Here is a 22,838-nt window from a genome sequence, read left to right as displayed (position 1 = left end):
GAGTTCCCCCGTCGGGCCGTGTGGGCCGGTGACCGGCGTGCGGGCGCCGTGTGGGCGGTTATGGGGCGTGTGGGCGGTCACCGGAGGGGGGCGCGGGGTGTGCGCGTGGTGGGCGCGTGGGGAGAAAGGGGGGACCCGCGCCGTACGCGAGCTCGGAAGTACTGCCCGTTACCGCCAGTGACTGCCCGAGGGGTGGGCGAGGGGGTACGGAGAGCCGTTGCGGGGTGGCGGGTGGGTGTGGAACAGCGTGGTGTAGAGGCCGCGGCGGGCGAGGAGTTGGGCGTGGGTGCCCGACTCCACCAGGCGTCCTTCGTCCAGGACCAGGATGCGGTCGGCGTCCGTGGCGAGGTCCAGATCGTGGGTGATCACGATGGTGGTGCGGCCCTCGGCGAGGCGCCGTAGTGGCGCGACGATGCGCTGGGTGGCCAACGTGTCCAGGCCGGTGGTGGGCTCGTCGAGAATGAGCACGGGGGCGTCGCGCAGCATGGCCCGTGCGATCGCGACGCGCTGCAGCTGGCCGCCGGAGAGCCGCGAGGTGCCGGGCGCGATGACGGTCTCATAGCCGTCGGGGAGGGCGTCGATGAACACCTCGGCGTCGGCCGCGCGGGCGGCGCGGACGACATCGCCGTGGGTCACGTGGTCGCGGCCGCAGGCGATGTTCTCCTCCACGGTGGCGTGCAGGACGAGGGTCTCCTGGGGCAGCAGCGTGATGTTGCGGCGGAGCCGGTCGAGCGGCATCCGGTTCACGGAGATGCCGTCGAGCCGGATGCTGCCGGCGTCCGGGTCGTAGAACCTCAGCAGCAGGGCGGCGAGCGTCGACTTGCCCGCGCCGCTGGGGCCGGTGATGACCACCAGCTCCCCGGGCACCGCACTGAACGAGAAGTCCTGGAGGACGTCCGTCTCGCTGCCGGGATAGTGGAAGTGCACCCGGCACGCTTCCACCGCGCCCACCGCGCGGTTCGGCGCCGGGACGACGACGGCGTCGTCCGGGTCGGTGACGGCGGGCCGGGCGTCGAGGATCTCCAGCAGCCGCTCGGATCCGGCGGTCGCTTCGGTGACCGTCAGCCCGAGCTGGCCGAGGTCGCGGATCGGCGGGTAGAGGTAGCCGACGAAGGCGGCGAAGGCCAGCAGCTCGCCGAGCGTCATCCGCCCCGTGGAGATCTCCCACGCCCCCAGCCCGATGATCGCCAGGACGCAGAGCGTTTCGAGGACCTCGACGATCTGCTCGTACAGCTCGTTGAGGCGGGCGCTGGTCACCGACGCCCGCAGCCAGCTGCGGGCCTCGCGGCGGAGCCGCTCCTGCTCGTCGTGCTGCCGGTTGTAGGCCTGGGTCAGGACGACATTGACCAGGCCTTCCTCGACCACCGAGGTGATGGCGCCGTCGGCCGCGCGCTCCCGGCGGGACACCTCCTTGACCCGGCCGGTGAAACGGCGGGTGGCGATCCAGAAGAGCGGGGCCAGGGCGAAGGTCACCAGGGCCATGTCCCAGCGGAGCCAGAAGGCGGCGCCGGCGTAGAAGATGACGCCGAATATGGCCGTGGCCGCCTGGACCAGGCCGCTGACGACCAGCGCTTCGATGGCGTCCACGTCGCCGGTCAGCCGCTCCAGCAGGTCACCGCGGCGATTGCGCTGGAAGAAGTGCGGCGGCAGCGTCTGGAGGTGGGCGAAGACGCGGGCCCGGAGCCGCATCACGAAGCGCTCGGCCGTCCATGCGGCGAGCGAGTTGCCCAGATACCCCACCACCCCGCCGGCGACGGCCACGCCCAGCCACAGTCCGGCCGGTGCCCAGAAGGCGCTGACCGAGCCCTTCGTCAGAGCGTTGTCGGTGAGTTCGGCGAAGACCAGGATGGCCACGGTCTCCGCGAACGCGGCCACGATGGCGCTCAGACAGACCAGGAGGATCCAGCGCCGGTCGCCCCTGGTCAGCGGCCAGAAGCGCCGCACCGATTCCTTGAACCCCACCCGCCTGGTGCGGATCGGGGCATCCGTCACGAGGCCGCTCCCGAGGACCCGGTCCGCACCCGTCTCCAGCGCCGGCTGCGCCGCTGTCCGCGGGCCGTCCACAGGGATGGCGGCCGCGTCACCGGCCTGCTTCGACACGGACGAACCCCGTCCAACAGGCGGTGGTTCGGTGCCTTGTTGAGGCGACGCTGCACGGCGCTCCGGGCGCCGGCGTGAGCTGCGGAGGTGCATGATCGCTACGTCATCTCGTCGCTGCTCGGGCGGTTGACCGGGACCGGGAGGGTCCCCTCAAACCAACGAGGCGGACCCGCGCGGTACGCGAGCCTGCCTCGGACTCAGGTTTTTGAGTCAGTAGAAACGACGCCTGCGCAGATACCTGCGTCCGCGCCTCCTGCGGCGGCGCCTGCGGCCGTCGTGGTCGTGGTCGTAGTCGTCGTCGTGCCTGCGCCTTCTAGGGAAGACCTTGCGGAAGCTCATCCTCGCCTCCTAGGGATTTGTGCCTTGTTGTCGAACCGTTACCGGTGACGACAACTCCCAAGCTACGACGCTCACCTGTCTCCAACAAGGAAATTTGCGTGAAAATTCAGACATAAGCCAAGATTCTTAGCAAATGTGTCAAAGGGTTCCGAATCGTCACTCTCTGGATACCGTGGGAGGAGAGCGCGACAGGCCGGAGCGGGCACCCCTCGGTAACGCCCGCTCCGGCCCGTCTCAGCACCGCAGACCAGCACCGCAGACCGGCAGCGCAGACCAGCACCGCCGCCATCGGTCAGGTCGCGCTGAGCGCCACGGTCGGATGCAGCCGGGAGGCCCGTACGGCCGGGTAGAGGCCCGCGACGACCCCGATCACCAAAGTGGCGCCCAGTCCGCCGGCCAGGGCCCAGGGCGGTACGACGGCGGTCCACCCCTGGGCGTGGGCGAAGGCGACGGTGGCGGCGGCGCCCAGGGCCGCGCCCGCCAGTCCGCCGAGGGCCGACAACAGCAGTGACTCCGTGAGGAATTGAAGCCGGATCGAGCCTCTCGTCGCCCCCAGGGCGCGGCGCAGCCCGATCTCCTGGCGGCGCTCCAGCACCGAGATCACCATGGTGTTGGCCACGCCCACACCGCCGACGAGCAGCGCCACCGCCCCCAGGCCGAGCATCAGCGACGTCATCCCCTTGTCGGTGGCGGCCTTGGCGGCCAGCGCGTCGGAGGGCCGGGAGACCTTCACCGAGCCCTCGTCGCCCGGGTTGACCGTACGGGGCAGGACCCCCCGGACCGCCTCCACCGAGGCGTCCGTGGAGCGCTCGAAGAGCATGGTCGGGTGGCCGTCGAAGCCCAAGTAGCGCTCGGCGGAGGGGTATCCGACCATCGCCGTACGGTCCAGGTTCGGCACCAGCTCGATGGGCGCGAGGATTCCGGTGACGACGAACCAGCGGTCGTTCAGCAGGATCTTGGCGCCGGGTTCGGTGATTCCGAGGCGGTCGGCGGCCACCGAACCCAGCACGGTGGTCGGCAGTCGTTCACCGGCGCCCGTCAGCCAACTGCCCTGACTGGTACGGGCACTGAGAGCTGCCAGCAGATCGGGGCGGGCGGCCTGGACCGTGACACCCGCCGCCATCTCCTCCGGCACGGCATCACTGCGCCGCACCCGGGCGTCGACCGCACCGATGGCGGTGGCGTGCTGGACCGGGCCGATCCGCTCGACCATCGACACCGCGTTCTTGGGGAGTTTGGCTTCCTTGCCCATCACGTCCTTGCCCGCCTCGGCGGTCAGCAGATTGGTGCCGAGCCGGTCCAGCCGGGCGAGCAGGTCGGCGCGGCTGGAGGTGGACAGCCCGATGACCGCGACCATCGTGGCGATGCCGATCGCGATGCCGAGGGCGGACAGCACGACGCGGGTGCGGCGGCTGCGCAGGCCCTCGGCGCCGACCCGCAGCACATCGGCCGGGGAGAGCCGGGCCGCCCGGAGTGCGGGGCCGCTCATCGGGTCACCTCCTCGGTGGGCTCCCCGGGGGAGCCGGGTGCGGCAGGGGCTGCACCGGAGTCGTCGACGATCTCACCGTCGCGGAAGCGGATCCGGCGGGGCAGCGAGTCGGCAATGTCGTTGTCGTGGGTGATGACACAGACGGTCGTTCCGCCGGCATGCAGCTCGCGGATGAGGTTCATGACCATGTCACCGGAGGCGGTGTCCAGTGCACCGGTCGGCTCGTCCGCGAGCAGCAGATCGGGTTCGCCGACCAGTGCGCGGGCGATGGCCACCCGCTGCTTCTCGCCGCCCGAGAGCTGGTGGGCGAGGTGGCCGATGCGGTGTCCGAGCCCCACTTCCTCCAGGGCCGTGCGGGCGCGGGCGCGGCGCTCCCGCAGGCCCGTTCCGCCGTACAGCAGACCGTCGGCGACATTGTCCTGGGCGCTGCGGCCGGGCGCGAGGTGGAATTGCTGGAAGACGAAGCCGATGTGCCGGGCGCGCAGCGCGGAGAGCTGGGCATCGGACAGCCGGCTCACGTCGTACCCGGCCACCCGGACCTCGCCCGAGGTGGCCCGGTCGAGGGTGCCGAGCAGGTTGAGCAGGGTGGATTTCCCGGAGCCGGACGGGCCGACGATGGCGGTCAGTTCGCCCTGCCCCACCCGCAGGTCCACGCCCCGCAAGGCGTGCACCCCGCCCGGGTATGACTTGGTGGCCGCCCGTAGTTCGATCACGGCTGGGGTCATTGCTCGGCCGCTCCGACCTTCATGCCCTCGGCCAGGCCGGCACCACTGACCTCGATCCGGCCGTCGGCCGTCAGACCGGTCTGGACCGGCACCATGCGGGTCTTGGAGCCCTGGACCAGCTCCAGCCCGTAGCCGCCCTCGCGCAGCGCGACGACCGCCTCGACCGGCACCGTCAGCACGTCCTTGCGGCTTTCACTGACGAATTTCACGCTCAGCGTGCCCTGCCGGTCCTCCGGCTTGAGTTTGGTTTCGTCGTCGAGCGTGATCTCCACGTTGATGCTGTCGTCGGACGAGCCGCCGGAGCCGCCGGACCCGCTCTCGGCGGACTCGGAGTCCTCAGGGGTCGCCACACCGCTGACCTTGCCGCGCCGGTTGCCTCCGCTGGGCATGGCGATCTCCACCTTGGTGCCGTTGGCGGCCAGCGCCCGGTCGGCCTGTTCGAGGGAGGCCCGTACGACGGGCTTGGTGGAGGCGACCGTCAGGACCGTTTTGTCCGGGCCCACGGTGTCGGCGAGGGCGGCGCCGGCGGACACCACCCGCACGGGGCCGCGCTGGAAGACGACGTCTCCGTGACCGACCTCGCCGTTGGAGGTCACCTTGCGGGACTTCTGCCACGCCTGCACGGCGGCCTTGGTCGCCCCGTCGAAGCGGACGTCCGCAGACAGCCCGGACCCGAAGCCCAGGGCGCGGAGGTTGCGCTCCAGTTGGAGGACGTCCGGGCCGATGGCGCCGACCTTCATCGCGCGGAACATCGGTGTCGAGCCGTAAAGGAGGACCACCGGCCGGGCGTCGCGCTCGTACAGGCGCTGCCCGATCGACACCGTCTTCCCCGGCTCAGCGGCCTTGGTGATCGTGCCGTCCACCGGCGACTTCACCGCCCGTCGCTGCGCGTAGTCCAGCTGCCCGTCGACGGTCTTGCTCTGGACGAGGTCGGCGCGGGTGATCTCGGTCGTGGTGGGCGGCCCCTTCGGCTTCCCGCCGTCGGCCGAGGCGTCCTTGCCGGGGCCGGCGAGGAACACGACCCCTGCGGTCGCTGCGGTCGCGGTGACTGCCACCGCCAGGGCGATGACCCCCCGACGGCGCTTTCGTGCGGGGCTCACTGCATGCCGTCCAATCCATCGAGGAGCTTGTCCTTGCAGGCGTGTCGGGCCTGCTTGTATGCGGGCGAGTCCAGGGAGATCTCGGGCGAGACGGGGTTCGGGTCACCGCCGGGGATGGCATTGCCGTCCTGCAGCTTCGGGTTGGTGAACTTCGATACGCCGTTGGCACGCATGCACTTGGCGTGCGCGAGCATCGACTCGTAGGACTTCTGCTGGTCGCGGGGCGGCTCCAGCTTTTCGGCGTTCTTTGACTCCTCCGCACAAGTGCCGCCCTTATTAAGGGCCCTGGCTCTCTTCGCCTCATCCATCGAGAGCTCGTCGACTTTCTCCCAGTCGATATGGCCACTCACCTTGGGATCGGGGTAATTCTTGTCAACCTCCCTGCGCATGCACTGGACGAACTTCATCTGCGCGTCGTAGAACGCGCTCTTGCCCTGGGCGCCACCCCCCTTGGACCCGTCGGCATCGTCCTTGGACTGGCTGGTGGAGGGCGCGTCCCTGACGGAGGCAACCCCTTCGTCGGACGACCCGGCACCACCACAAGCAGTGGTCAGCGCGACAGCGGGGAGGGCAATCAGCAGCGCGAGGCGTGCGGTGCGAGAGCGGGAACGTCTCTTTGGCATCATGCGGATAATTTCGGGGCGGTAGATGGTGACCGCTCCATGGCTACATGGTGAAGGCGTAACAATGCCGCCGGTCCAGACATATCAATACCGCCGGTCCGCACATTCGCCCTGTGGATAACTGCTGACCTGCGCGGACCCTCGCCCATCATCGGAATCGGCGGTATGCGGCATGTGCTGCTGATCGAGGACGACACTTCCGTACGGGACGGAATGGAGCTGGTCCTGCCCGGAATCGACGGCTTCGAAGCCTGCCGCCGCATCCGCAGCCGGGGCCAGACCGGGTCGGCCTGACCGTCATCAAACACGGCGCCCCGTCCCCCTCCTGCCCACCGAGCTGCGACTACTGCTGGAACTGTCCGCCGCCCCCGGCCAGGTCTTCAGCCGGGAACAACTCCTCGAACTCGCCGGGGAAGCTGCCGCCAGGGCGACGCCCCCCGCGGCGCTTTCGTGCTGTGCTCACTGCATGCCGTCGAGTCCGTCGAGGAGCTTGTCCTTGCAGGCCTGTCGGGCCTGCTTGTATGCGGGCGAGTCCCGGGAGATCTCGGGCGAGACGGGGTTCGGATCACCGCCGGGCATGACATTGCCGTCCTGCAGCTTCGGGTTGGTGAACTTCGATACGCCGTTGGCACGCATGCACTTGGCGTGCGCGAGCATCGACTCGTATTCCGTCTCGGTGTCGCGGGGCGGCTCGACCTTGGTGGCGTTTCGCATCTCGCTCGTGCACGCGCCGTTCTCGCCGCCCTTGTGGATCCAGGTGTTGCCCGTCTTCTCCACGAGTTCGTCGATCTTCTCCCAGTTGAGATAGCCGGTCACCTTGGGATCGGGGAAGTCCTTGTCGACCTTCTTGCGCATGCACTGGACATACTTCATCTGCGCGTCGTAGAACGCGCTCTTGCCCTGGGCGCCACCGCCCTTGGACCCGTCGGCGCCGTCCTTGGACTGGCCGGTGGAGGGCGCGTCGCTGACGGAGGCAACCCCTTCGTCGGACGACTCGGCACCACCACAGGCAGTGGTCAGCGCGAAAGCGGGGACAGCGATCAGCACGACGAGGCGCGCGGCACGGGAGCGGGAACGAGTCTTCTGCATGCGGCCCAATGTCGGGGCCGCAGGTGGTGGCCGCTCCATGGCTACATGATGAGAACGTAACAATGCCGCCTGCTCCACGCATAACAATACCGACGGTCCGCACATTCGCCCTGTGGATAACTCCTGGCTGCGCGGACCCTCGCCCATAATCGGCAGCATGCCGCATGTGCTGCTGATCGAGGACGACACCTCCGTACGGGACGGAATGGAGCTGGTGCTGCGCCGCCACGGCCACGAGGTCGAGGGCGTCGCCACCGGCGAGGCAGGCCTGGAACTGCTGTCCCGCCCACGCGGCGGTGGCATCGAGATCGCGGTGGTCGACCTGATGCTGCCCGGAATCGACGGCTTCGAAGTCTGCCGCCGCATCCGCAGCAAGGGCCAGCTGCCGATCATCATGCTCACCTCCCGCGGCGACGACCTGGACGTGGTCAGCGGGCTGGAGGCCGGCGCCGACGACTACGTGGTCAAACCGATCACCGGCCGAGTGCTTGAGGCCCGCATCCGGGCGGCGCTGCGCCGGGCCGGCCCGGTCACCCGCACGGACAGCGACGACTTCGCCGGGCTCGTCATCGACCGGTCCGGCCTGACCGTCACCAAACGCGGCACCCCCGTCCCCCTCCCGCCCACCGAACTGCGACTACTGCTGGAACTGTCCGCCGCCCCCGGCCAGGTCTTCAGCCGGGAACAGCTCCTTGCACTCGTCTGGGAACACGATTTCCTCGGCGACTCCCGGCTGGTGGACGCGGCGGTCGGGCGGCTGCGCGCCAAGCTGGAGGACCTCCCCGCCAGGCCGCGCTACATCCAGACGGTGCGCGGCTTCGGCTATCGCTTCGGGCCGGTGTGAGCGCGCGATGAGGCTCCCGACGAGGACCACGGCGAAGTCCGTTCCGAAGACGCCCGCGAGGACCGCGGGGCGGGCCCGTTTGCGGCTCCCGCGCCTCGACGGGCTCCGCGGCCGGCTCATCATCACCGTCGTCGTGGTCGCCCTGATCAGCGCGGTCACCGCCACCGCACTGGCATACCGGGACTCGCGCAACGCGGTCCTCAAGCGGGCCCAGAACGCCGCCGTCGATGACTTCCACAACCGCGTCGAGCAGCTGGCGCCGGAGCTCGATGTCCCGCCCGACCTGCGCTCCCTGACCCGGTTCGCCACCGATGTCTCCGCCGGACTGCGCGCCGCGCCGGTCATCGCCCAGTACCGCGACTACACCGCCTCCTCCGACCCGTCCGCGGACCGCACCCGGTTCACTCCCGAGCTGCGCGCGGCCGTGCACACCCACGACCGGGTCTCGCTCCAGCGGGTGGAGTACGGCGGCGCGCCCTGGCTGGTGCTCGGCGCCCCGGTCGGCCTCGACGGCGCGACCCACGACGGCAGCTCCGCAAACCGGTCCGGGGTCGAGATATTCGCGGTCGTCTCCCTGGAGGAGGAGGAACGCGACACCGCCGACCTGGTGCGCAGTGTGCAGGGCGGCCTGGTGCCCGTGGTGCTGCTGGCCGCCGTCCTGGCACTGCTCGCGGCCCGTACGGTGCTGCGGCCGGTGCGCAGACTGGCACGGGCCACCCGCCGGCTGGCCACCGGCGAGCTGAGCACCCGGGTGGAGGAGAAGGGCCGCGACGAAGTGGCCGAACTCGCCCACACCTTCAACGAAACGGCCGGCGCGCTGGAGCGCACCGTCGGCGAGCTGCGCGAACAGGAGGCCCTGGCCCGCCGTTTCGTCGCCGATGTCTCCCATGAGCTGCGCACCCCGCTCGCCGCCATGACCATCGTCTCCAGCGTCCTGGAGGAGGACGCCGACCAGCTCACCCCCGACACCGCGCACGCGGCCCGTACGGTCAGCGCCGAAACCACCAAGCTGGCCCGGCTCGTCGACGACCTCATCGAGATCTGCCGCTTCGACGCCCGCGCCGTGGCGCTCACGGTGCACGGAGTGGACGTGGCCGAGGCGGTGCGCGCCACGCTCGCGGCCCGCGGCTGGACCGGCCAGGTCGAGGCGGATCTTCCCCCGGGCGTCCGCGCACGGCTCGACCGCCGCCGGATCGATGTCATCGTCGCCAACCTCGTCGGCAACGCCCTCCGGCACGGCGCACCGCCGGTGACCGTCACCGTACGGACTGCGGACGACCAGCTGTCCGTCTCGGTCAGCGACCACGGCCCGGGGCTGGCCCCCGAGGTCGCCCGCCATGTCTTCGACCGCTTCTACAAGGCCGACAGCGCCCGTACCCGCTCCGAGGGCAGCGGCCTGGGCATGGCCATCGCCCTGGAGAACGCCCGTCTGCACGGCGGCACCATCGAGCTCGCGCCCCCGGCGCCGGGCGTCGGCGCCGTCTTCACCCTCCGCATACCCCTCCGTACGGAATCCACCTCATGACGCGTCCCCGCACCGCCACCGCCCTCACCTGTTGTGTGCTCGCCCTGGTCGCCACGGGCTGCGGCATACGTCCCACGGGCGTCATGGACTTCGGCACCGCCCCCGCCGGGATCTCGCAGGGCATGCGGGTCTACTTCGCCTCCGACAGCGGTCCGCGCGGGGTGTCCCGGCCCGACGTCCGGATCGACCGGCTCGACGCGGCCTTCAAGCTGTTGCTCTCAGGCCCGACCGAGGAAGAGCGGGCCGAAGGGCTGACCAATCTCGTCACCGTGGACGACAGCCCCAGCGCCACCTCCCGCCACGGCAACGTCACTGCCCATACCCCGGGCCTTTCCACGGACTCCCCCAAGGACCAGAGCATCGGGCAGTTGGTCTGCACCCTCGCCCGCGCCGAGGTCCTCCTCCACCACACCCGTCCGGACAAGGTCCAGGTGACCATCGTCGGCGAAAGCGGACGGGCCGGGCCGTATCAGTGCCAGCAGTTCCTCTCGCGCTGAGCCCCGGACCGGGGCGCTCTCCGAGGGGCCGGGGCGGGCCCGCGGACCCACCGGGCACGCCCTACGGCGTATCGGCCCGCACGCCTCCGACGCCGCCGCCGGCGTCCAGGCGGGGGATGCGCCGCTGTGCGGCGAACGCGGCGGCCGGGTAGCGCGGATCGGGCCGCAGGGCGTATTCGCGCAGACAGGCCTCGGTGAACTTGATGACGTGCTCGTCGCCGTGATCGGCGGCCCGGGCGCCGAGTTCGCCCAGCGGTGGCAGGTCGCCCACCGCCGACCGCCAGGCCGCCGTTCCCTCGTCGCGCCGGTCGGTGGTGAAGGCCAGCAGGAACGCCGTCTGCACCTGCCACAGCCGCTCCAGCGTCGGCTCGTACAGCTCGTGCGGCAGATGCGGGAGCACCAGGCGTACGGCGGCGGGCGCGGTGACGCCATGGATCAGCGGAACCGGGTACACCTCCGGGTGGCCGAGGTAGACATCGGCGAACTGGGCGGTCATCTCGGACAGCATCCGGGGTGCCTGTTCCGCGGCGGGCCACTCCAGCGCGTCCTGGTAGCCGGGCAGTTCGGTGAGGGTGTCCAGACGGTGGCGGGCGGTGCCCGGCCCCAGTCCGCCGTCCTGCGGCACCCGGGGCAGCGCGGCGAACGCAGCCGGCAGGTCGTAGCGGCCGTGCAGCCGCGGCCGGCCGGGAAGCGCGGTGTAGCGGGCGGCCCAGTACGCCAGCCCGCGGGCGAGTTCGTTCAGCTGGAGCTGCGTGGGCTTGTCGGCGGCGGCGTACAGGCCCCGTACCGCGTGGGCGGTGCGGATCAGGCCGTGGGTGAGGCCGGCGAACAGGCCCGGTATCAGGCGCGGCCACCACCGGACGAGGACCTCGCGCCAGTGCGCCTCGGCCAGCTCGCGGACGAAGAGCCACTCCCAGTCCCCGGCCCGGGGGAAGTCCCCGAGGGCGGGGCGCCAGGAGGACTCGTCCGCGGGGTCCAGGGCGAAGCGCGCGGCGGGCGGCTCATGGTGCTCCATGGCCCGCCGGTAGCGCCGGACCCACGAGGCGACCTCGTCCTCCTGCCCCAGCAGGGCGAGCGCTTCGGCGCCCATCGGGCCGTGGTTGGCGAGATCGACTCCCTGCCCGCGCTCGTATCCGAGGTCGTCCATGCGCTCCAGTGCGTCGTTGAGCGCCTCGTGGTAGCTGATCGACGGCATAAGGGCTCCACCTTTCGGATGTCCCAACAGTTTGGAAATCCAAACCATCTACACTGCGCAGTATGCCGCACACGCACGAAACCGGGAAGGCGCCCCGGGTGCCGACCCCGGACGAGGTCGAAGTCGTCGGCCTGGTACCCCTGTTGGAGCCGTTCTTCCGTGGCGGAGTGGTGCGGGATCTGATGCCGGCGCCGCTGCGCGAGGCGATGGAGACGAACGGGCTGACACCGCGCCATGGCGCCGTCCTCCCGCAGCTGCTGGCCGGGCAGCCGCTGACCGTCAGCGAGATCGCCCGGCGGCTCCATGTGTCGCTGCCCACCGCCAGCGAGCTGGTCGGCGGCCTGAGCCGGGCCGGGATCGTGGAGCGCGCCGAGGACCCGGCCAACCGCCGCCGGATCCTGGTGTCCCTGGCCGAGGACTTCCGCCCACCGCTCGAAACCTTCGTCGCCCGCCGGACCGAGCCCCTGCTGCGCGCCCTGGACGGGCTGACGCCGAGCGAACGGGCAGGCTTCCTCGCCGGTCTGACGGGCTGGGTCCGCGAGGTACAGAGCAAGCACTAGGGGGTGTCGCCCCCCTAGAACCACCGGGCGAGCGCAGAAGTACCGGGCGAGCGCAGGAAGTGCCCGGCCAGCACGGGCAGCAGCACCCGGCCGGCACGGCAGAGACCGGGCGCGCACGGCAGAGACCGGGCGCGCACGGGAGGTAGCCGCCCAGCACAGGAGGTACAGGGCGAGCACGGGGGCCGCCGCGCGGAAGGGATCATTCGGCGCATGGTGCTTGCCGAATCCCTCTCCCTGGCCATGCTGCTCGTCGTGCTGGTGTGTGCCGTCATCCGGCCGTTCCGGCTGCCGGAGGCGGTCTTCGCGGTACCGGCCGCGGCCGTGGTGATCGGGGCAGGGGCGATCACGTCCGCCCATGTCCGCGACGAGGCGGAGCGGCTGGGCCCGGTGCTCGGCTTCCTCGCCGCGGTGCTGGTCCTCGCCAAGCTCTGCGACGACGAGGGGCTCTTCCACGCCTGCGGCACCTGGATGGCACGCTGGTCGGCGGGCCGGCCAGGCCGCCTCCTGGGCGCGGTCTTCGCCCTCGCCTCGGCCATCACGGCCGTACTGAGCCTGGACGCCACCGTGGTCCTGCTGACCCCCGTGGTGTTCGCCACCGCCGCCCACATGGGAGCCCGCCCCACCCCGCATGTCTACGCCTGCACCCATCTGTCCAACACGGCGTCGACGCTGCTGCCCGTCTCCAATCTGACGAATCTGCTCGCCTTCACCGCCAGCGGGCTGAGCTTCACCCGGTTCGGCGCGCTGATGGCGCTGCCGTGGCTGATCGCCATCGGCGTCGAATACCTGGTCTTCCGCCGTTTCTTCGCCACCGCGCTGCGGGCCGTGGCGCCCGGCCCGCACCCCGCCGAGCCGCCCGAACTCCCGCTGTTCGCGCTGGTGACGGTGGCCGGCACGCTCGCCGGCTTCGTGCTGACCTCCGCCCTGGGCATCAACCCGGCCTGGGCCGCGGCGGCCGGCGCGCTCGTCATGGCGGTCCGCGCGCTCGCCCGGCGCGACACCACCGCGGCCGCCGTCGTCCGGGCCGCCGGGCTGCCGTTCCTCGCCTTCGTCCTGGCCCTGGGCATCGTCGTCCGCGCCGTCGTCGACAACGGGCTCGCCGACGCGCTCGGACATCTGCTGCCCGGCGGCACCGCGCTCCCCGCCCTGCTCGGCAGCGCCGCGCTGGCCGCCGTACTCGCCAACGTGATCAACAATCTGCCGGCCGTACTGGTGCTGGTGCCGCTGGCCGCACCGAGCGGCCCCGGTGCCGTGCTCGCCGTACTGCTCGGGGTGAACATCGGCCCGAACCTCACCTACGCCGGATCGCTGGCCACCCTGCTGTGGCGGCGTATCGTCCACCACCACGAACACGACGTCGACCTGCGGGAATTCACCACGCTCGGGCTGCTCACCGTGCCCGCCGCGCTGGCCCTGGCGACGGTGGCGCTGTGGGTCTCGCTCCGCCTGATCGGCACCTGACCCGAACGGCCTTGCCTTCCGCGCCTGACCCGAACGGCCCGCCTTCGGTACCCGCCCCGAACGGCCCGCCTTCGGCACCCGCCCCGAACAGCCCGCCTTCCGCACCTGACCCGAACGCCCGCCTCAGGACCGCTTGGTGCGCATCAGGAACAGCCCCACCGCCGACCCGATCACCACGACGCCGCTGCCGACACTGACCAGCACCTGCTGCACCCCGTCGAAGGCGAAGCTGGTGGTGACATTGAAGGCGACGGCGACCACGAGCACGAACCAGAGCAGGGCTTTCACGGGAGTTCCTTCCGAAGGGTCAGGCGCATCACCTTGCCGATGCGCCGCTTCTCTGCGGTCGAGACGGCCCGCCCCGGGGCGCCGGTTCGAGGGAGCGTCCTCCCGAAAGGGGGGTGTAGCGCACTACACCCCGGCCTGGCGGTCCGGACAGGTAACCGACGAGGCCCCTCGGGTGCCGAGTTGAGACGTCGAGCGTCTCTCGGCACCCTTGGGGCCTCGCCGGTGGTGCCGGCCGCGCAGTCACTCAACTGGTGACACCAGGAAAGGCTCAATCGGTGCCGGCGCTGTTTCCGCAGCCGCCGTCGAGCGGCTGCAGCTTGCCCGTGGCGGAGTAGTAGTGGTCAAAATCGTAGGCGCCGGATGCGTGCCACGTTCCGTCCCAGGTGTCGACGGGGGCGGTGGTGCCGCACTGCAGATCGGGCAGCGGTCCGTCTTCCACGGGAGGCGGAGTGAAGTTCGGATTGGTGACGATTCTCACGATCTTGCCATTTTTATCGATGAGACGCGCGGCCCGGATGAAATGAACGGAAATGGGGAGCGCGGAGAGAATTTCGTGGCGGTCCTGGATGGTACGGCCGGCCATCGACTTCGCGAAGTCGATGCCGCCCGGCATGTGAACCTCGTACAGCCATCGATCCTCCGAACTCTCGGGTGTCCACACCGACTCCACACCATTGACCCGCACCGAGCGGGAGGTGCTGAAGAGTTTGAACCGGGCGTCCTTCACGTCCGGATTGGCGCCGGTGTGCGTGTACTGCAGCAGGTCCCACGTGGCGTTCTTATAGGGCCCAACCATCGCGAAGGGAGTCTCACTCTGGTAGCCCCCGATGCCCCATTTGAACAGCACGCCAGGGTCCCTGGAATCCCACCGCCACAAGGATTCCTGCTGGTCTGTCAACTTGTAGCCGGTGCCCTCCTCCTGCAGAGTCCGCGCCCGGCCCACCGGGACCACCTTGCCCTTGTCGTCGGTTCCTTGCGCGTCAACGAACGGCTTGAGGTGGTCAGGTTCGTCAGTTCTGGCACTGGCGAGCGGACCCATAACAGAACGGGTAGTGAGGGGTTCCACGGAGTCACCCAGATGGAACGGCCGGAAAAGCTTCTTGTTCTCGATGACCTTCATCGCCGTAGCGTGCAGTGGTGTTGCGTCAATCGGCTGCGGTTTACTCTCGTTCAGCTTCGTGGCTACAAGATCGACGGTCCGGTCCGCTCTGGCTTCGAAATCAGGGTCTTGTCCACACGGCGACTCTCCAGACTTCGTCACGACGTTTTCGCAGGAGTGTGCGTCTTTCGCCGCCCATTCACGGATGCGCTTACGGTTGGCGTCCATGTACTGCCGGTTGAACTCCCGGAACGACTCGTCGGTGTTGACCTCGTTGACCGTCTTGTCGATCATCGGGTTCAGGCCGTTGACGAAGGTGGTCCGCGCCTTGGCGACCCGGGTGTTGACGGCCTCCCGCAACGTCCGCTTGGACTCGGCCGCCTTCTGCTGGACGGTGGCGTCCTTGGGATGCACGGCCGCTGCGGCATCGATCGCCGCGATGGACAGCATCGCGTCATCCACCACTCGCCGCTGGTACCGCTGGAACAGCTCGTCAACCGAGGTGACCAGCGCCGGAATCAGCGTGTCCCGTATGTGCGCGGGCATCAGCTTGGTCCACGCCTCGTCCCGCCGGGCGATCTCCGCGTCAAAGGCTCCGCCGGCCGCCACGATCTGCCCGATCACCGACACGAACACCGACACCACGGAGAACAGCATCGCCAACTCCGGTTGGCCCGCCACCGCTGAGACACCCGCGAGGAGATTGATCGTGTTGACCGCGATGTCCACCCCCGAACGGCCGTCCACCACATCGTCGGCGATACCCAGTATCGAATTCACCACCGGGACCGGCGCCAGAACCTCCGTCGCCTTGTCCAGTGCAGTCCCATCGTCAGTGGCCGCTGTGATGATTCCCGCGATGGCCTGCACGACAAAGGCCGGATCCTCCACCAGCCCCTGACCCGCCTCCCGCAACGACCGGGTCAGCTCATTCAATTTCCCCGCGGTCTTCGGCGCGGTCAGCAACACCTGGCCCGGCTCGGCCAACGCCGCCTTCAACGATGGCTCAAACGACCCGCCGGACCGCACCATCTCGCGCACATGCACGCGGGCCAGCGCGGCCAACTCCTCCGGCGCCATCTTCACCCCGGCAGCCTCCATGGCCGGAGCCTGCCGAGCCTTCCCCCCGCTGATCGCCTCCTGAAGCCTGTCCGCCTGCTCCCGCTCCTCCGCCGTCATCTCACGTTCCGCCGGTCGAGGCGCACAATAATTCTGTACAACGCAGTCCGTCGATTCCTTCTGCGGGTCCGGGGCCGGGTCCGGGGCGGGGGCCTGGTCCGGGGCCGGGCCCGGACGCAGACTCGTGCTCGGATTCTCCAGGTCCTCCCGGGTAAGCTCACCCTCAGACACACCGTCCTTGGGAAGCCACGCCCCATTTCTTTGTGTCACCCCGTCCGGAACAGGAAAGTGGTAGTCCGCTCGCATAGGAATATCCGCCTCAAGAGCGTAGGCGATATCAGTCACAGGCTCCTTGGTCACCACATCCCAGCGCAGTGCGAGCGCGTCGCTGACCTCCATATAGCGAGGATCCGTCACCGCCAGGCCACGCAACTCCTTCTTTGCGTAGAGGAAGGACTTCTTCCACGCCTCAGGAGCATGGGCAAGGAACGCTCCGGGATTGTTCGACGGACTGACCTCGCCACCATGAGCGGCGGTCATCCCGTAGAGACCACCATGAGTGGTGAGCTCCTCCGCAGTAGTGGTCACAAGCCGCCGCCCATCCGGGCCCCGATGGGGGTCATGAGCCCCTTGGTTGAAGGGATCCGGAATGGAATACTGCACCTTACGCTCATCAAAGCAGCCGCACAGATTGTGCTCGGCATGGCCCAGCTCGTGAAAAAGCGTCGAAGACTGCGTGTGCCCGTACTCCTTGCCTTCCGCCGTATAGAACCTGGCGATCGTGTCATCGTCGCGCGCCATCACCCAGGAAACCGTCCCTCGACCATCCGATCCCGAGGGAGATTTTTTTAGTGCGATACCTTGGGTCCACGCTCCGGGCCGACTTTTATCCGTCATGGCCACTACCGCGTTGATGTCCGAATACCCCCCTTCGGGGAGTCCGAATCGATCGGTCGACAGCGGGACCGCGGCACCCAAACGCCTGATGCGCTCCCTCCCCACAGCTGTCTTTTCGATCACCCTGAGCCGCTGCTCGATCCGGTCAAGGAAAGCCTGCTGAACGGCATCTGTGTCAAGGACTGGCCAAGCATCAAGAAAGTCCCCCCAGTCATCAAACGGACCCGGACCGGGAAGCACGGCGATTCCGGGCCGCAACTCGTATACCTTGAAGGAGGGATAGGAGCGATACGTAATGGTCTTGACGCGAGGATCAGCGGAGTCTCCCACCTTCGGCGGGGCCTGGGCGGCGGGCGCGGCCCCAGGCGGGGCCGGGTCCGCAAACCCGTCACCTTGCAAGAGGGTCGCCATGAGGGCGCCAGCGAGGGTCAGCACAACCGCTACGACCCACCCGGCAAGAGGAGCCCGCCCCCTCCCGCGCCCGCGTCTACCAGTTTCTGACCGCGACCGTCTCGTGCGCATCTGCATCGTCATCATCAGAGTTGAGACTTTCCGGATTCGAAATGAAGATTGACTGTCAACAACCCATGTCGCGACAAGCGCAGGTGAGGAAATCTCCGGGCCCAAAGACCACCGAACTCATCTGACTTGCAGAAATAGACCTTCTCTGGGCCTGTCGGGGACCCGGCACTAACCGCCGGCTCGCACCCGCCCGTTAGCAGAGGGGCCATCCGGGACCAGAAACCGCGGGCCCACGCGGTACCTCATCTCCCTCCCTCCTCACACATCGATCACGAGTTGCGTGCGGGATTCTCGTTGACGTACTGGGCCGCATACATCCGTCACCTGACGGATATTCCGGAACCGGACCTCCAGCGAAGCCCTCCATGCCGTCGGACTCACCCGCGCGCAACTGCAACTGCAACTGCCGGCCATGCCCGATACGGCGCTGTCCCATCTCCGCACCTTCGCCGGCCTCACGGCAGACGAGATCATCCGTTTCCGCATCAAGGGCCCGGACGAGACCTACGGGGTGAAGGTCCAACGGGTCACCGAATACGAGGAAGCTCTGGGCGCCTTGGCCGCGGCACCGGGCGCCCGCCCGAGCATGAGCTTCAACGGCTCAACGGCTCAACGGGCTGTTGTGGCGGCCTCGTACGGGAGGAGGAAGGCTGGGACGCCGAGCCGAGTGCGTGCGCGCTGGATGCGCAGGGCGTCAAACTCTCCGCGGACAAAACACTCCTCAAATTAGCCTGAGCCCCATGGGGGAGACGATGCGGCGGGCGGGGCGGGCCACGGCCCAGCTGATGACGGCGGGCGGGCTGGCGCTGCTGTCGTACCTCTTCCTCGGGGTGCTGTTGTTCACCGCCGTGGCGACGGTCATCGTGATCGGCGCGGGCGTGCTGCCGGAGACGGTCCTGCTGCTGCGCAGGATGGCCCGGTTCAAGCGGCGGCGGGTGGCGGCCTGGTCGGGTACGGCGGTGCCGGAGGCGTATCTGCCGCTCACCGGGGAGCTGTCCGGGCGGGTGCGTACCGCGCTCGCGGACCCGGGCACCTACCGGGATCTGCGCTGGCTCGCCGTCCACTTCGGCTACGGCTGGCTCCTGGCGTATCTCGCGCTGCCGCTGTGGGCCGTCGGGCTGCTGATCGACGGGGTGTGGTGCGGGCTGCTGCGGCAGCGGGCCGTCGTACTGCCACTGATCGGGCGCCTCGCCGACCTCGACGCGGCCTGGTCGCGTGCGCTGCTGCAGCCGTCACCGGACAGCGGGCACCAGGCCCGGCTCGCCGAGCGGGTCGAGGAGCTGACCGTCACCCGGGCCGGTGCCGTCGCCGCGCACGGCGCCGAACTGCGGCGTATCGAACGGGATCTGCACGACGGCACCCAGGCCCGGCTGGTGGCGCTGTCGATGCGGGTGGGGCTGGCCCGACGGGCCTACGACAAGGACCCCGAGGCGGCCCGCACGCTCCTCGACGACGCACAGAACCAGGCCGAGGAGGCCCTCACCGAGCTGCGTCACGTCGTCCGCGGCGTCCATCCGCCGATCCTCACCGACCGGGGCCTGGTGGGGGCGGTGCGGGCGCTCGCGGCGAGCAGCGGCCTGGAGGTGGCGGTGTGCGCGGACGGGCTGGCGGAGGGCCCGCGCGCCCCGGCGGCGGTCGAGGCGGCCGCGTACTTCGTCGTCGCGGAGGCGCTGACCAACGCCGCCAAGCACAGCGGTTCGGACCGGGCCCGGGTGGAACTCGCCCGCGGGCCCCACCGGTTGACGCTGTCGGTACGTGACGAGGGGCGCGGCGGCGCGGAGACCGGTTCCGCGGGGGCTTCGGGCGGCAGTGGGCTGCTCGGCATCCGGCGCCGGGTCGCGGTGCTCGACGGGACAGTGGAAGTGACCAGCCCCGTCGGGGGCCCGACATGTCTTCGCGAAGCTGGGCCTGCCGGCCGGCGACACCGGCCATCGGCGGGTGCTGGCGGTGCTGGCGTACTTGAACGGGGGGGTAGGGGGCGGGCCGGTGGGCTCGTCGGCGAAGACAAGGCCGGGGCCGGTGACCAGGGCCCGCGCGAGCGCGACCAGGCCGCTCAGGCGGCTCAAGCCGCTCAGACCGCTCAGGCCGTCTCCGGGCGCGTGTCGCCGGGGCCGAGGGCGCGCAGCCCCTGGAGCAGCAGTGTCAGTCCGAACTCGAAGTGGGCGGCGGAATCCGTGCCCGCCAATACCGGCAGCGCGGTGGCGAGATGGGGGTACCGCCCCGGCGTCACGGCCTCCCGCAGCCGTTCCGGGTCCGCCGGGCCGTGCTCGCCCGCGCCCTGGCATGCGGCCTGTTCCTCCAGGGTGTGGCCGAGGGTGAAGTGGACGACGGTGAGGGCGGCCCGTGCCGCGTCATCGGCGGCGAAACCGGCCTCGCGCAGGACGCCGATGAGGGCGTCGGCGAAGCCGAGGGTGTGCGCGCCGGTGGCGTGCGTACCGGCGTAGACCCGGGCACCGTCGCGGCGGCCGAGGAGCGCCGTCCGCATCCGCCGGGCCAGTTCGGCCAGTCGCTCGCTCCAGTCCGGTGACGACAGCGGCCGGTCGAGGCAGTCGGCAAGCAGCACTTCGGCCATCGCGGTCAGCAGGTCGTGCTTGGTCGCGAAGTACCGGTACAGCGCACCGGCCCGTACGTCCATGGCCTCGGCCAGCCGCCGCATGGTGAGCGCGTCCAGCCCGGCCTCGTCCAGCAGCGCCAGCGCCACCTCGACGGTGCGCGCCGGATCGAGCTTCGGGGGCCGGCCCCGCCCGGTGGTCGTGGCGGGCCGGGCGCCAGGAGGGCTGGACGGGCTGGGGGTTGACGCGGCACTCATGGACCTCAGTATAGTGAACAGCGTTCACGTGAACAACGTTCACTAAATCGGGACGGACATGCGGGGAGGCAGCTGATGGACGCCGGTGCCGAGGGCGGGGCCCAGGTCGCTACCGAGGTCGATGTGCTCGTGGTGGGGGCCGGGCCGACCGGGCTGCTGCTCGGTGCCGAACTGGCGCTGGGCGGCGTGCGGGTGGAGATCCTCGAACGGCGGACCGGGGCACAGCGGGATTCCCGGGCGCTGACCCTGCATCCGCGCAGTGTCGAGCTGATGGACCAACGCGGCCTGGTGGAGCGCTTCCTGGCGCGGGGGCGCCCCGTTACGGGCTGGCACTTCGCCGGGCTGGACACCCCGCTGGACTTCGGCGCGCTGGACACCCGGCACGGCTACACACTGTTCCTCGCCCAGGCCCGCACCGAACGGCTGCTGGCGGAGCGCGCCCGCGAACTCGGCGTACCGGTCCGGCGCGGCCACGAGGTGATCGGGCTGCGCCAGGACGACGGCGGAGACGGGGACGGGGACGGGGACGGGGGCGAGCACGGCGACGGCCACGGGGACGGTGCCCTACGTGGCGCCGACGGCAGCGACGGCGGGCGGGGCGGACCCGCGCAGGCGGGCCGGGGCGCGGCGGCGGGCGGGGTCGCGGTGGAGGTGCGCGGGCCCGGCGGCGAGGTGCGGACCGTGCGCGCACGGTATGTGGTCGGCTGCGACGGCGGCCGGAGCGTGGTGCGGCGGGCCGCCGGTATCGCGTTCCCCGGCACCGACGAGACCCTGACCGGCGTACTGGGCGACTTCGCGGTGGTCGACCCGGCGGCCCTGGACCGTGCGCGCGCCCATGGCGTCCTCGTCGCCCCGCTGGAGGAGTCGGACGACCCGGCGGAGGGTCGGGCGGACAGCCCGGCGGAGGGTCGGACGGACACCCCCGCAGCCGCGCAAGCGAACGCCCAGGCAGAGAACCCGACCCGCGGCCTCACCCGCATCGTCTTCGTCGACCCTCGGCGGATGCGGACACCGTCCGCCGAGCCGGTGACCCTGGACGAGTTCCGGACCTCCCTCGCGGAGATCTGCGGGACGGACTGCGGAGTGGCGGAGCCCCGTTGGCTGTCGCGGTTCGGCAATGCGACCCGGCTCGCCGCCCGTTACCGCGCCGGGCGCGTCCTGCTGGCGGGCGACGCCGCCCATATCCATTTCCCGGCCGCCGGGCAGGGCCTCAACACCGGACTCCAGGACGCGATGAACCTGGGCTGGAAGCTCGCCGCCGAGATCAACGGCTGGGCACCGCCCGGACTGCTCGACAGCTACCACGCCGAGCGCCATCCGGTCGGACGGGCGGTCACCGAGAACACCGAGGTCCAGACGCTGCTGCTGGAGCTGACCCTGCTCCCGCCGTATCAGCGCCCGGCCGCCGCACTACGCACCCTGCTGACCGAACTCCTGGGCATCGAGGAGGTCAACCGCCGCCTGGCCGCCCGGATTTCCGCGCTCGACACCGTCTATCCGCCCACCGCCACCTGCACCGGCCCCCTGGTGGGACAGCGGATGCCGGATGTCGGCCTGACGGCGGCCGGTTCAGCGGCCGTGCGCGCCCATGAGCTGCTGCTGCCCGGCCGGTTCGTCCTGCTGGACCTCGCGGGCGACGCGCAGCTGAGCCGGACCGTCACCGCGGGCTGGGGCTCCCAGGTGACCCCCTTTCACGTCACCCGGCATGACCACCGCACCGACCTCGACGGGGTACGGGAGATCCTCATCCGTCCCGACGGCCATATCGCCTGGGCCACCCGCACCCCGGCACTGCCCGCCCGCCGCCGCGAACGCCACCACGCCCTGACCGGCTGGGCCGGCACCCCCGTACAGGGATAGCCAAGGGGGAGGCGGCCGCCCCTCCCCTCACCGGCGGCCCGCGCCCTCACCCCGGCTGTAACGCGGCCGCGAACTGCGGAAGGGCCACCAGCAGCAGCGCGGTTCCCGTCTCGATCCAGCGGTACTTGGAGCGGATGATCGCGCTGGTGCGCCGGACGGAGTCCAGGAGCGGGCCGGTGGGGTCGTGCGCGATACGGGCGAAGGCGTGGCTGAGGACGTCGCCGTCCTCCCCCCGTCCGATGTGCTCGAAGTAGCCGGGGCCCGCCGGGCTGGGCTTCCGTCCCCCGCGCCGCCGGGGGGCGATGGCGGAGACGAAGCAGACGATGGCCAGCAGCGCGGTGCCGACCGCACCCCACCACAGCACATCCGCCTTCCAGGCGGCGGCGGCCTGATGCGTCGCCGCGCCGCGGGTCACCGTGATGAAGGCACCGAGCACCGCGCCCATGAAGCCCAGCAGCACCGCCGCCTTGGTGTCCGCCCGTGCGATCTCCACGCCGTTGGCGGCCAGGAAGCGTTCCATCGCCGCCAGGGTCTCCGGGTGCGGCGCCCCCGGAGCGGCGCCGGGCTCGCGGCGGTCACGCAGGGTCCGGTGCGGCTGCCGGTGCGGGCGCGGCGCCGGGCGCCGGCGCGCCACGGCGGTCCCGGCCCGCGCAACCCGCTGCGGCACGGGGCGCACCGAAGGACGGCGGACGGCCGC

18 protein-coding genes and 3 pseudogenes are annotated in these 22,838 nt (G+C 70.5%); 9 read left to right on the top strand and 12 right to left on the bottom strand.

Going from position 1 to position 22,838, the window contains the following annotated elements:
* Window positions 1–168: 168 nt before the first annotated feature.
* The 6 genes from AB0C46_RS04365 to AB0C46_RS04340 all read right to left on the bottom strand — a co-directional run bounded on the left by AB0C46_RS04365 (window position 169) and on the right by AB0C46_RS04340 (window position 6,379).
* Window positions 169–1,962, bottom strand: coding sequence for an ABC transporter ATP-binding protein (locus AB0C46_RS04365; protein WP_362825799.1), 1,794 nt, complete (start codon window positions 1,960–1,962; stop codon window positions 169–171).
* Between the two features lie 348 nt (window positions 1,963–2,310).
* The gene (locus AB0C46_RS04360; RefSeq protein ID WP_362825581.1) at window positions 2,311–2,439 is read right to left on the bottom strand and encodes a hypothetical protein; all 129 of its coding nucleotides are present in this window, start codon (window positions 2,437–2,439) and stop codon (window positions 2,311–2,313) included.
* A 292-nt stretch (window positions 2,440–2,731) separates the two neighbouring features.
* On the bottom strand, window positions 2,732–3,928 hold the full coding sequence (locus AB0C46_RS04355; RefSeq protein ID WP_362825579.1) for an ABC transporter permease: 1,197 nt from the start codon (window positions 3,926–3,928) through the stop codon (window positions 2,732–2,734).
* Window positions 3,925–4,653, bottom strand: coding sequence for an ABC transporter ATP-binding protein (locus tag AB0C46_RS04350; RefSeq protein ID WP_362825578.1), 729 nt, complete (start codon window positions 4,651–4,653; stop codon window positions 3,925–3,927). Before AB0C46_RS04350 ends, AB0C46_RS04355 begins: the two co-directional genes overlap by 4 nt.
* Entirely contained in the window at window positions 4,650–5,753 is a 1,104-nt protein-coding gene (locus tag AB0C46_RS04345; protein ID WP_362825576.1) for a peptidoglycan-binding protein, read from the bottom strand. The genes AB0C46_RS04350 and AB0C46_RS04345 overlap by 4 nt, the downstream gene beginning before the upstream one ends.
* Window positions 5,750–6,379: a hypothetical protein gene (locus tag AB0C46_RS04340; RefSeq protein WP_362825574.1), complete on the bottom strand. Its 630-nt coding sequence runs from the start codon at window positions 6,377–6,379 to the stop codon at window positions 5,750–5,752. Before AB0C46_RS04340 ends, AB0C46_RS04345 begins: the two co-directional genes overlap by 4 nt.
* Before the next feature lie 162 nt (window positions 6,380–6,541).
* Here AB0C46_RS04340 and AB0C46_RS04335 point away from each other — a divergent pair.
* Window positions 6,542–6,776: pseudogene (locus tag AB0C46_RS04335) on the top strand (hypothetical protein); the annotation flags it as partial.
* A 59-nt stretch (window positions 6,777–6,835) separates the two neighbouring features.
* Here the strand turns inward: AB0C46_RS04335 and AB0C46_RS04330 are convergent.
* Window positions 6,836–7,465 (bottom strand): hypothetical protein, encoded by a 630-nt coding sequence (locus AB0C46_RS04330; protein WP_362825573.1) that lies wholly within the window; start codon window positions 7,463–7,465, stop codon window positions 6,836–6,838.
* Between the two features lie 157 nt (window positions 7,466–7,622).
* Between AB0C46_RS04330 and AB0C46_RS04325 the strand changes: the two genes are divergently transcribed.
* Genes AB0C46_RS04325 through AB0C46_RS04315 form a run of 3 tightly spaced genes read left to right on the top strand, consistent with a single transcriptional unit; the run spans window position 7,623 to window position 10,331 of the window.
* Window positions 7,623–8,309 carry a response regulator transcription factor gene (locus AB0C46_RS04325; protein WP_362825571.1) on the top strand — a complete coding sequence of 229 codons (687 nt, stop codon included), beginning with the start codon at window positions 7,623–7,625 and terminating at the stop codon, window positions 8,307–8,309.
* Window positions 8,310–8,316: 7 nt separating this feature from the next.
* Window positions 8,317–9,834 carry a HAMP domain-containing sensor histidine kinase gene (locus AB0C46_RS04320; protein WP_362825570.1) on the top strand — a complete coding sequence of 506 codons (1,518 nt, stop codon included), beginning with the start codon at window positions 8,317–8,319 and terminating at the stop codon, window positions 9,832–9,834.
* Window positions 9,831–10,331, top strand: a complete 501-nt coding sequence (locus AB0C46_RS04315; protein ID WP_362825568.1) for a hypothetical protein — start codon at window positions 9,831–9,833, stop codon at window positions 10,329–10,331. Before AB0C46_RS04320 ends, AB0C46_RS04315 begins: the two co-directional genes overlap by 4 nt.
* 61 nt (window positions 10,332–10,392) lie before the next feature.
* On the opposite strand, the gene AB0C46_RS04310 is transcribed toward AB0C46_RS04315, so the two are convergent.
* Window positions 10,393–11,526: a hypothetical protein gene (locus AB0C46_RS04310; protein WP_362825566.1), complete on the bottom strand. Its 1,134-nt coding sequence runs from the start codon at window positions 11,524–11,526 to the stop codon at window positions 10,393–10,395.
* Window positions 11,527–11,588: 62 nt separating this feature from the next.
* Here AB0C46_RS04310 and AB0C46_RS04305 point away from each other — a divergent pair, with 62 nt between their 5' ends.
* On the top strand, window positions 11,589–12,086 hold the full coding sequence (locus tag AB0C46_RS04305) for a MarR family transcriptional regulator (RefSeq protein WP_362825565.1): 498 nt from the start codon (window positions 11,589–11,591) through the stop codon (window positions 12,084–12,086).
* Between the two features lie 210 nt (window positions 12,087–12,296).
* Window positions 12,297–13,547 carry an SLC13 family permease gene (locus AB0C46_RS04300; protein WP_362825564.1) on the top strand — a complete coding sequence of 417 codons (1,251 nt, stop codon included), beginning with the start codon at window positions 12,297–12,299 and terminating at the stop codon, window positions 13,545–13,547.
* A gap of 123 nt (window positions 13,548–13,670) precedes the next feature.
* Here the strand turns inward: AB0C46_RS04300 and AB0C46_RS04295 are convergent, their stop codons facing one another.
* Entirely contained in the window at window positions 13,671–13,835 is a 165-nt protein-coding gene (locus AB0C46_RS04295) for a hypothetical protein (RefSeq protein WP_362825563.1), read from the bottom strand.
* Window positions 13,836–14,103: 268 nt separating this feature from the next.
* On the bottom strand, window positions 14,104–17,361 hold the full coding sequence (locus tag AB0C46_RS04290; RefSeq protein WP_362825562.1) for a hypothetical protein: 3,258 nt from the start codon (window positions 17,359–17,361) through the stop codon (window positions 14,104–14,106).
* A gap of 851 nt (window positions 17,362–18,212) precedes the next feature.
* Between AB0C46_RS04290 and AB0C46_RS04285 the strand changes: the two are divergent.
* Both AB0C46_RS04285 and AB0C46_RS04280 read left to right on the top strand, forming a co-directional pair.
* Window positions 18,213–19,367, top strand: a pseudogene (locus AB0C46_RS04285) (histidine kinase); the annotation flags it as partial.
* A pseudogene (locus AB0C46_RS04280) lies at window positions 19,357–19,440 on the top strand (DNA-binding response regulator); the annotation flags it as partial. The pseudogenes AB0C46_RS04285 and AB0C46_RS04280, both read left to right, overlap by 11 nt.
* Before the next feature lie 112 nt (window positions 19,441–19,552).
* Here the strand turns inward: AB0C46_RS04280 and AB0C46_RS04275 are convergent.
* Window positions 19,553–20,281 (bottom strand): TetR/AcrR family transcriptional regulator, encoded by a 729-nt coding sequence (locus AB0C46_RS04275; RefSeq protein ID WP_362825560.1) that lies wholly within the window; start codon window positions 20,279–20,281, stop codon window positions 19,553–19,555.
* Between the two features lie 75 nt (window positions 20,282–20,356).
* On the opposite strand from AB0C46_RS04275, the gene AB0C46_RS04270 reads away from it, so the two are divergent.
* Window positions 20,357–22,141 carry an FAD-dependent monooxygenase gene (locus tag AB0C46_RS04270; protein ID WP_362825559.1) on the top strand — a complete coding sequence of 595 codons (1,785 nt, stop codon included), beginning with the start codon at window positions 20,357–20,359 and terminating at the stop codon, window positions 22,139–22,141.
* A gap of 46 nt (window positions 22,142–22,187) precedes the next feature.
* Here the strand turns inward: AB0C46_RS04270 and AB0C46_RS04265 are convergent, their stop codons facing one another.
* Window positions 22,188–22,808, bottom strand: a complete 621-nt coding sequence (locus tag AB0C46_RS04265) for a Pycsar system effector family protein (RefSeq protein ID WP_362825558.1) — start codon at window positions 22,806–22,808, stop codon at window positions 22,188–22,190.
* Window positions 22,809–22,838: the final 30 nt, after the last annotated feature.

This window comes from Streptomyces sp. NPDC048637 (genome assembly GCF_040650675.1).
GTDB lineage: Bacteria > Actinomycetota > Actinomycetes > Streptomycetales > Streptomycetaceae > Streptomyces.
Note: the sequence above shows the minus strand (reverse complement) of the source record. Positions and strands in the feature narration are given on the sequence as shown.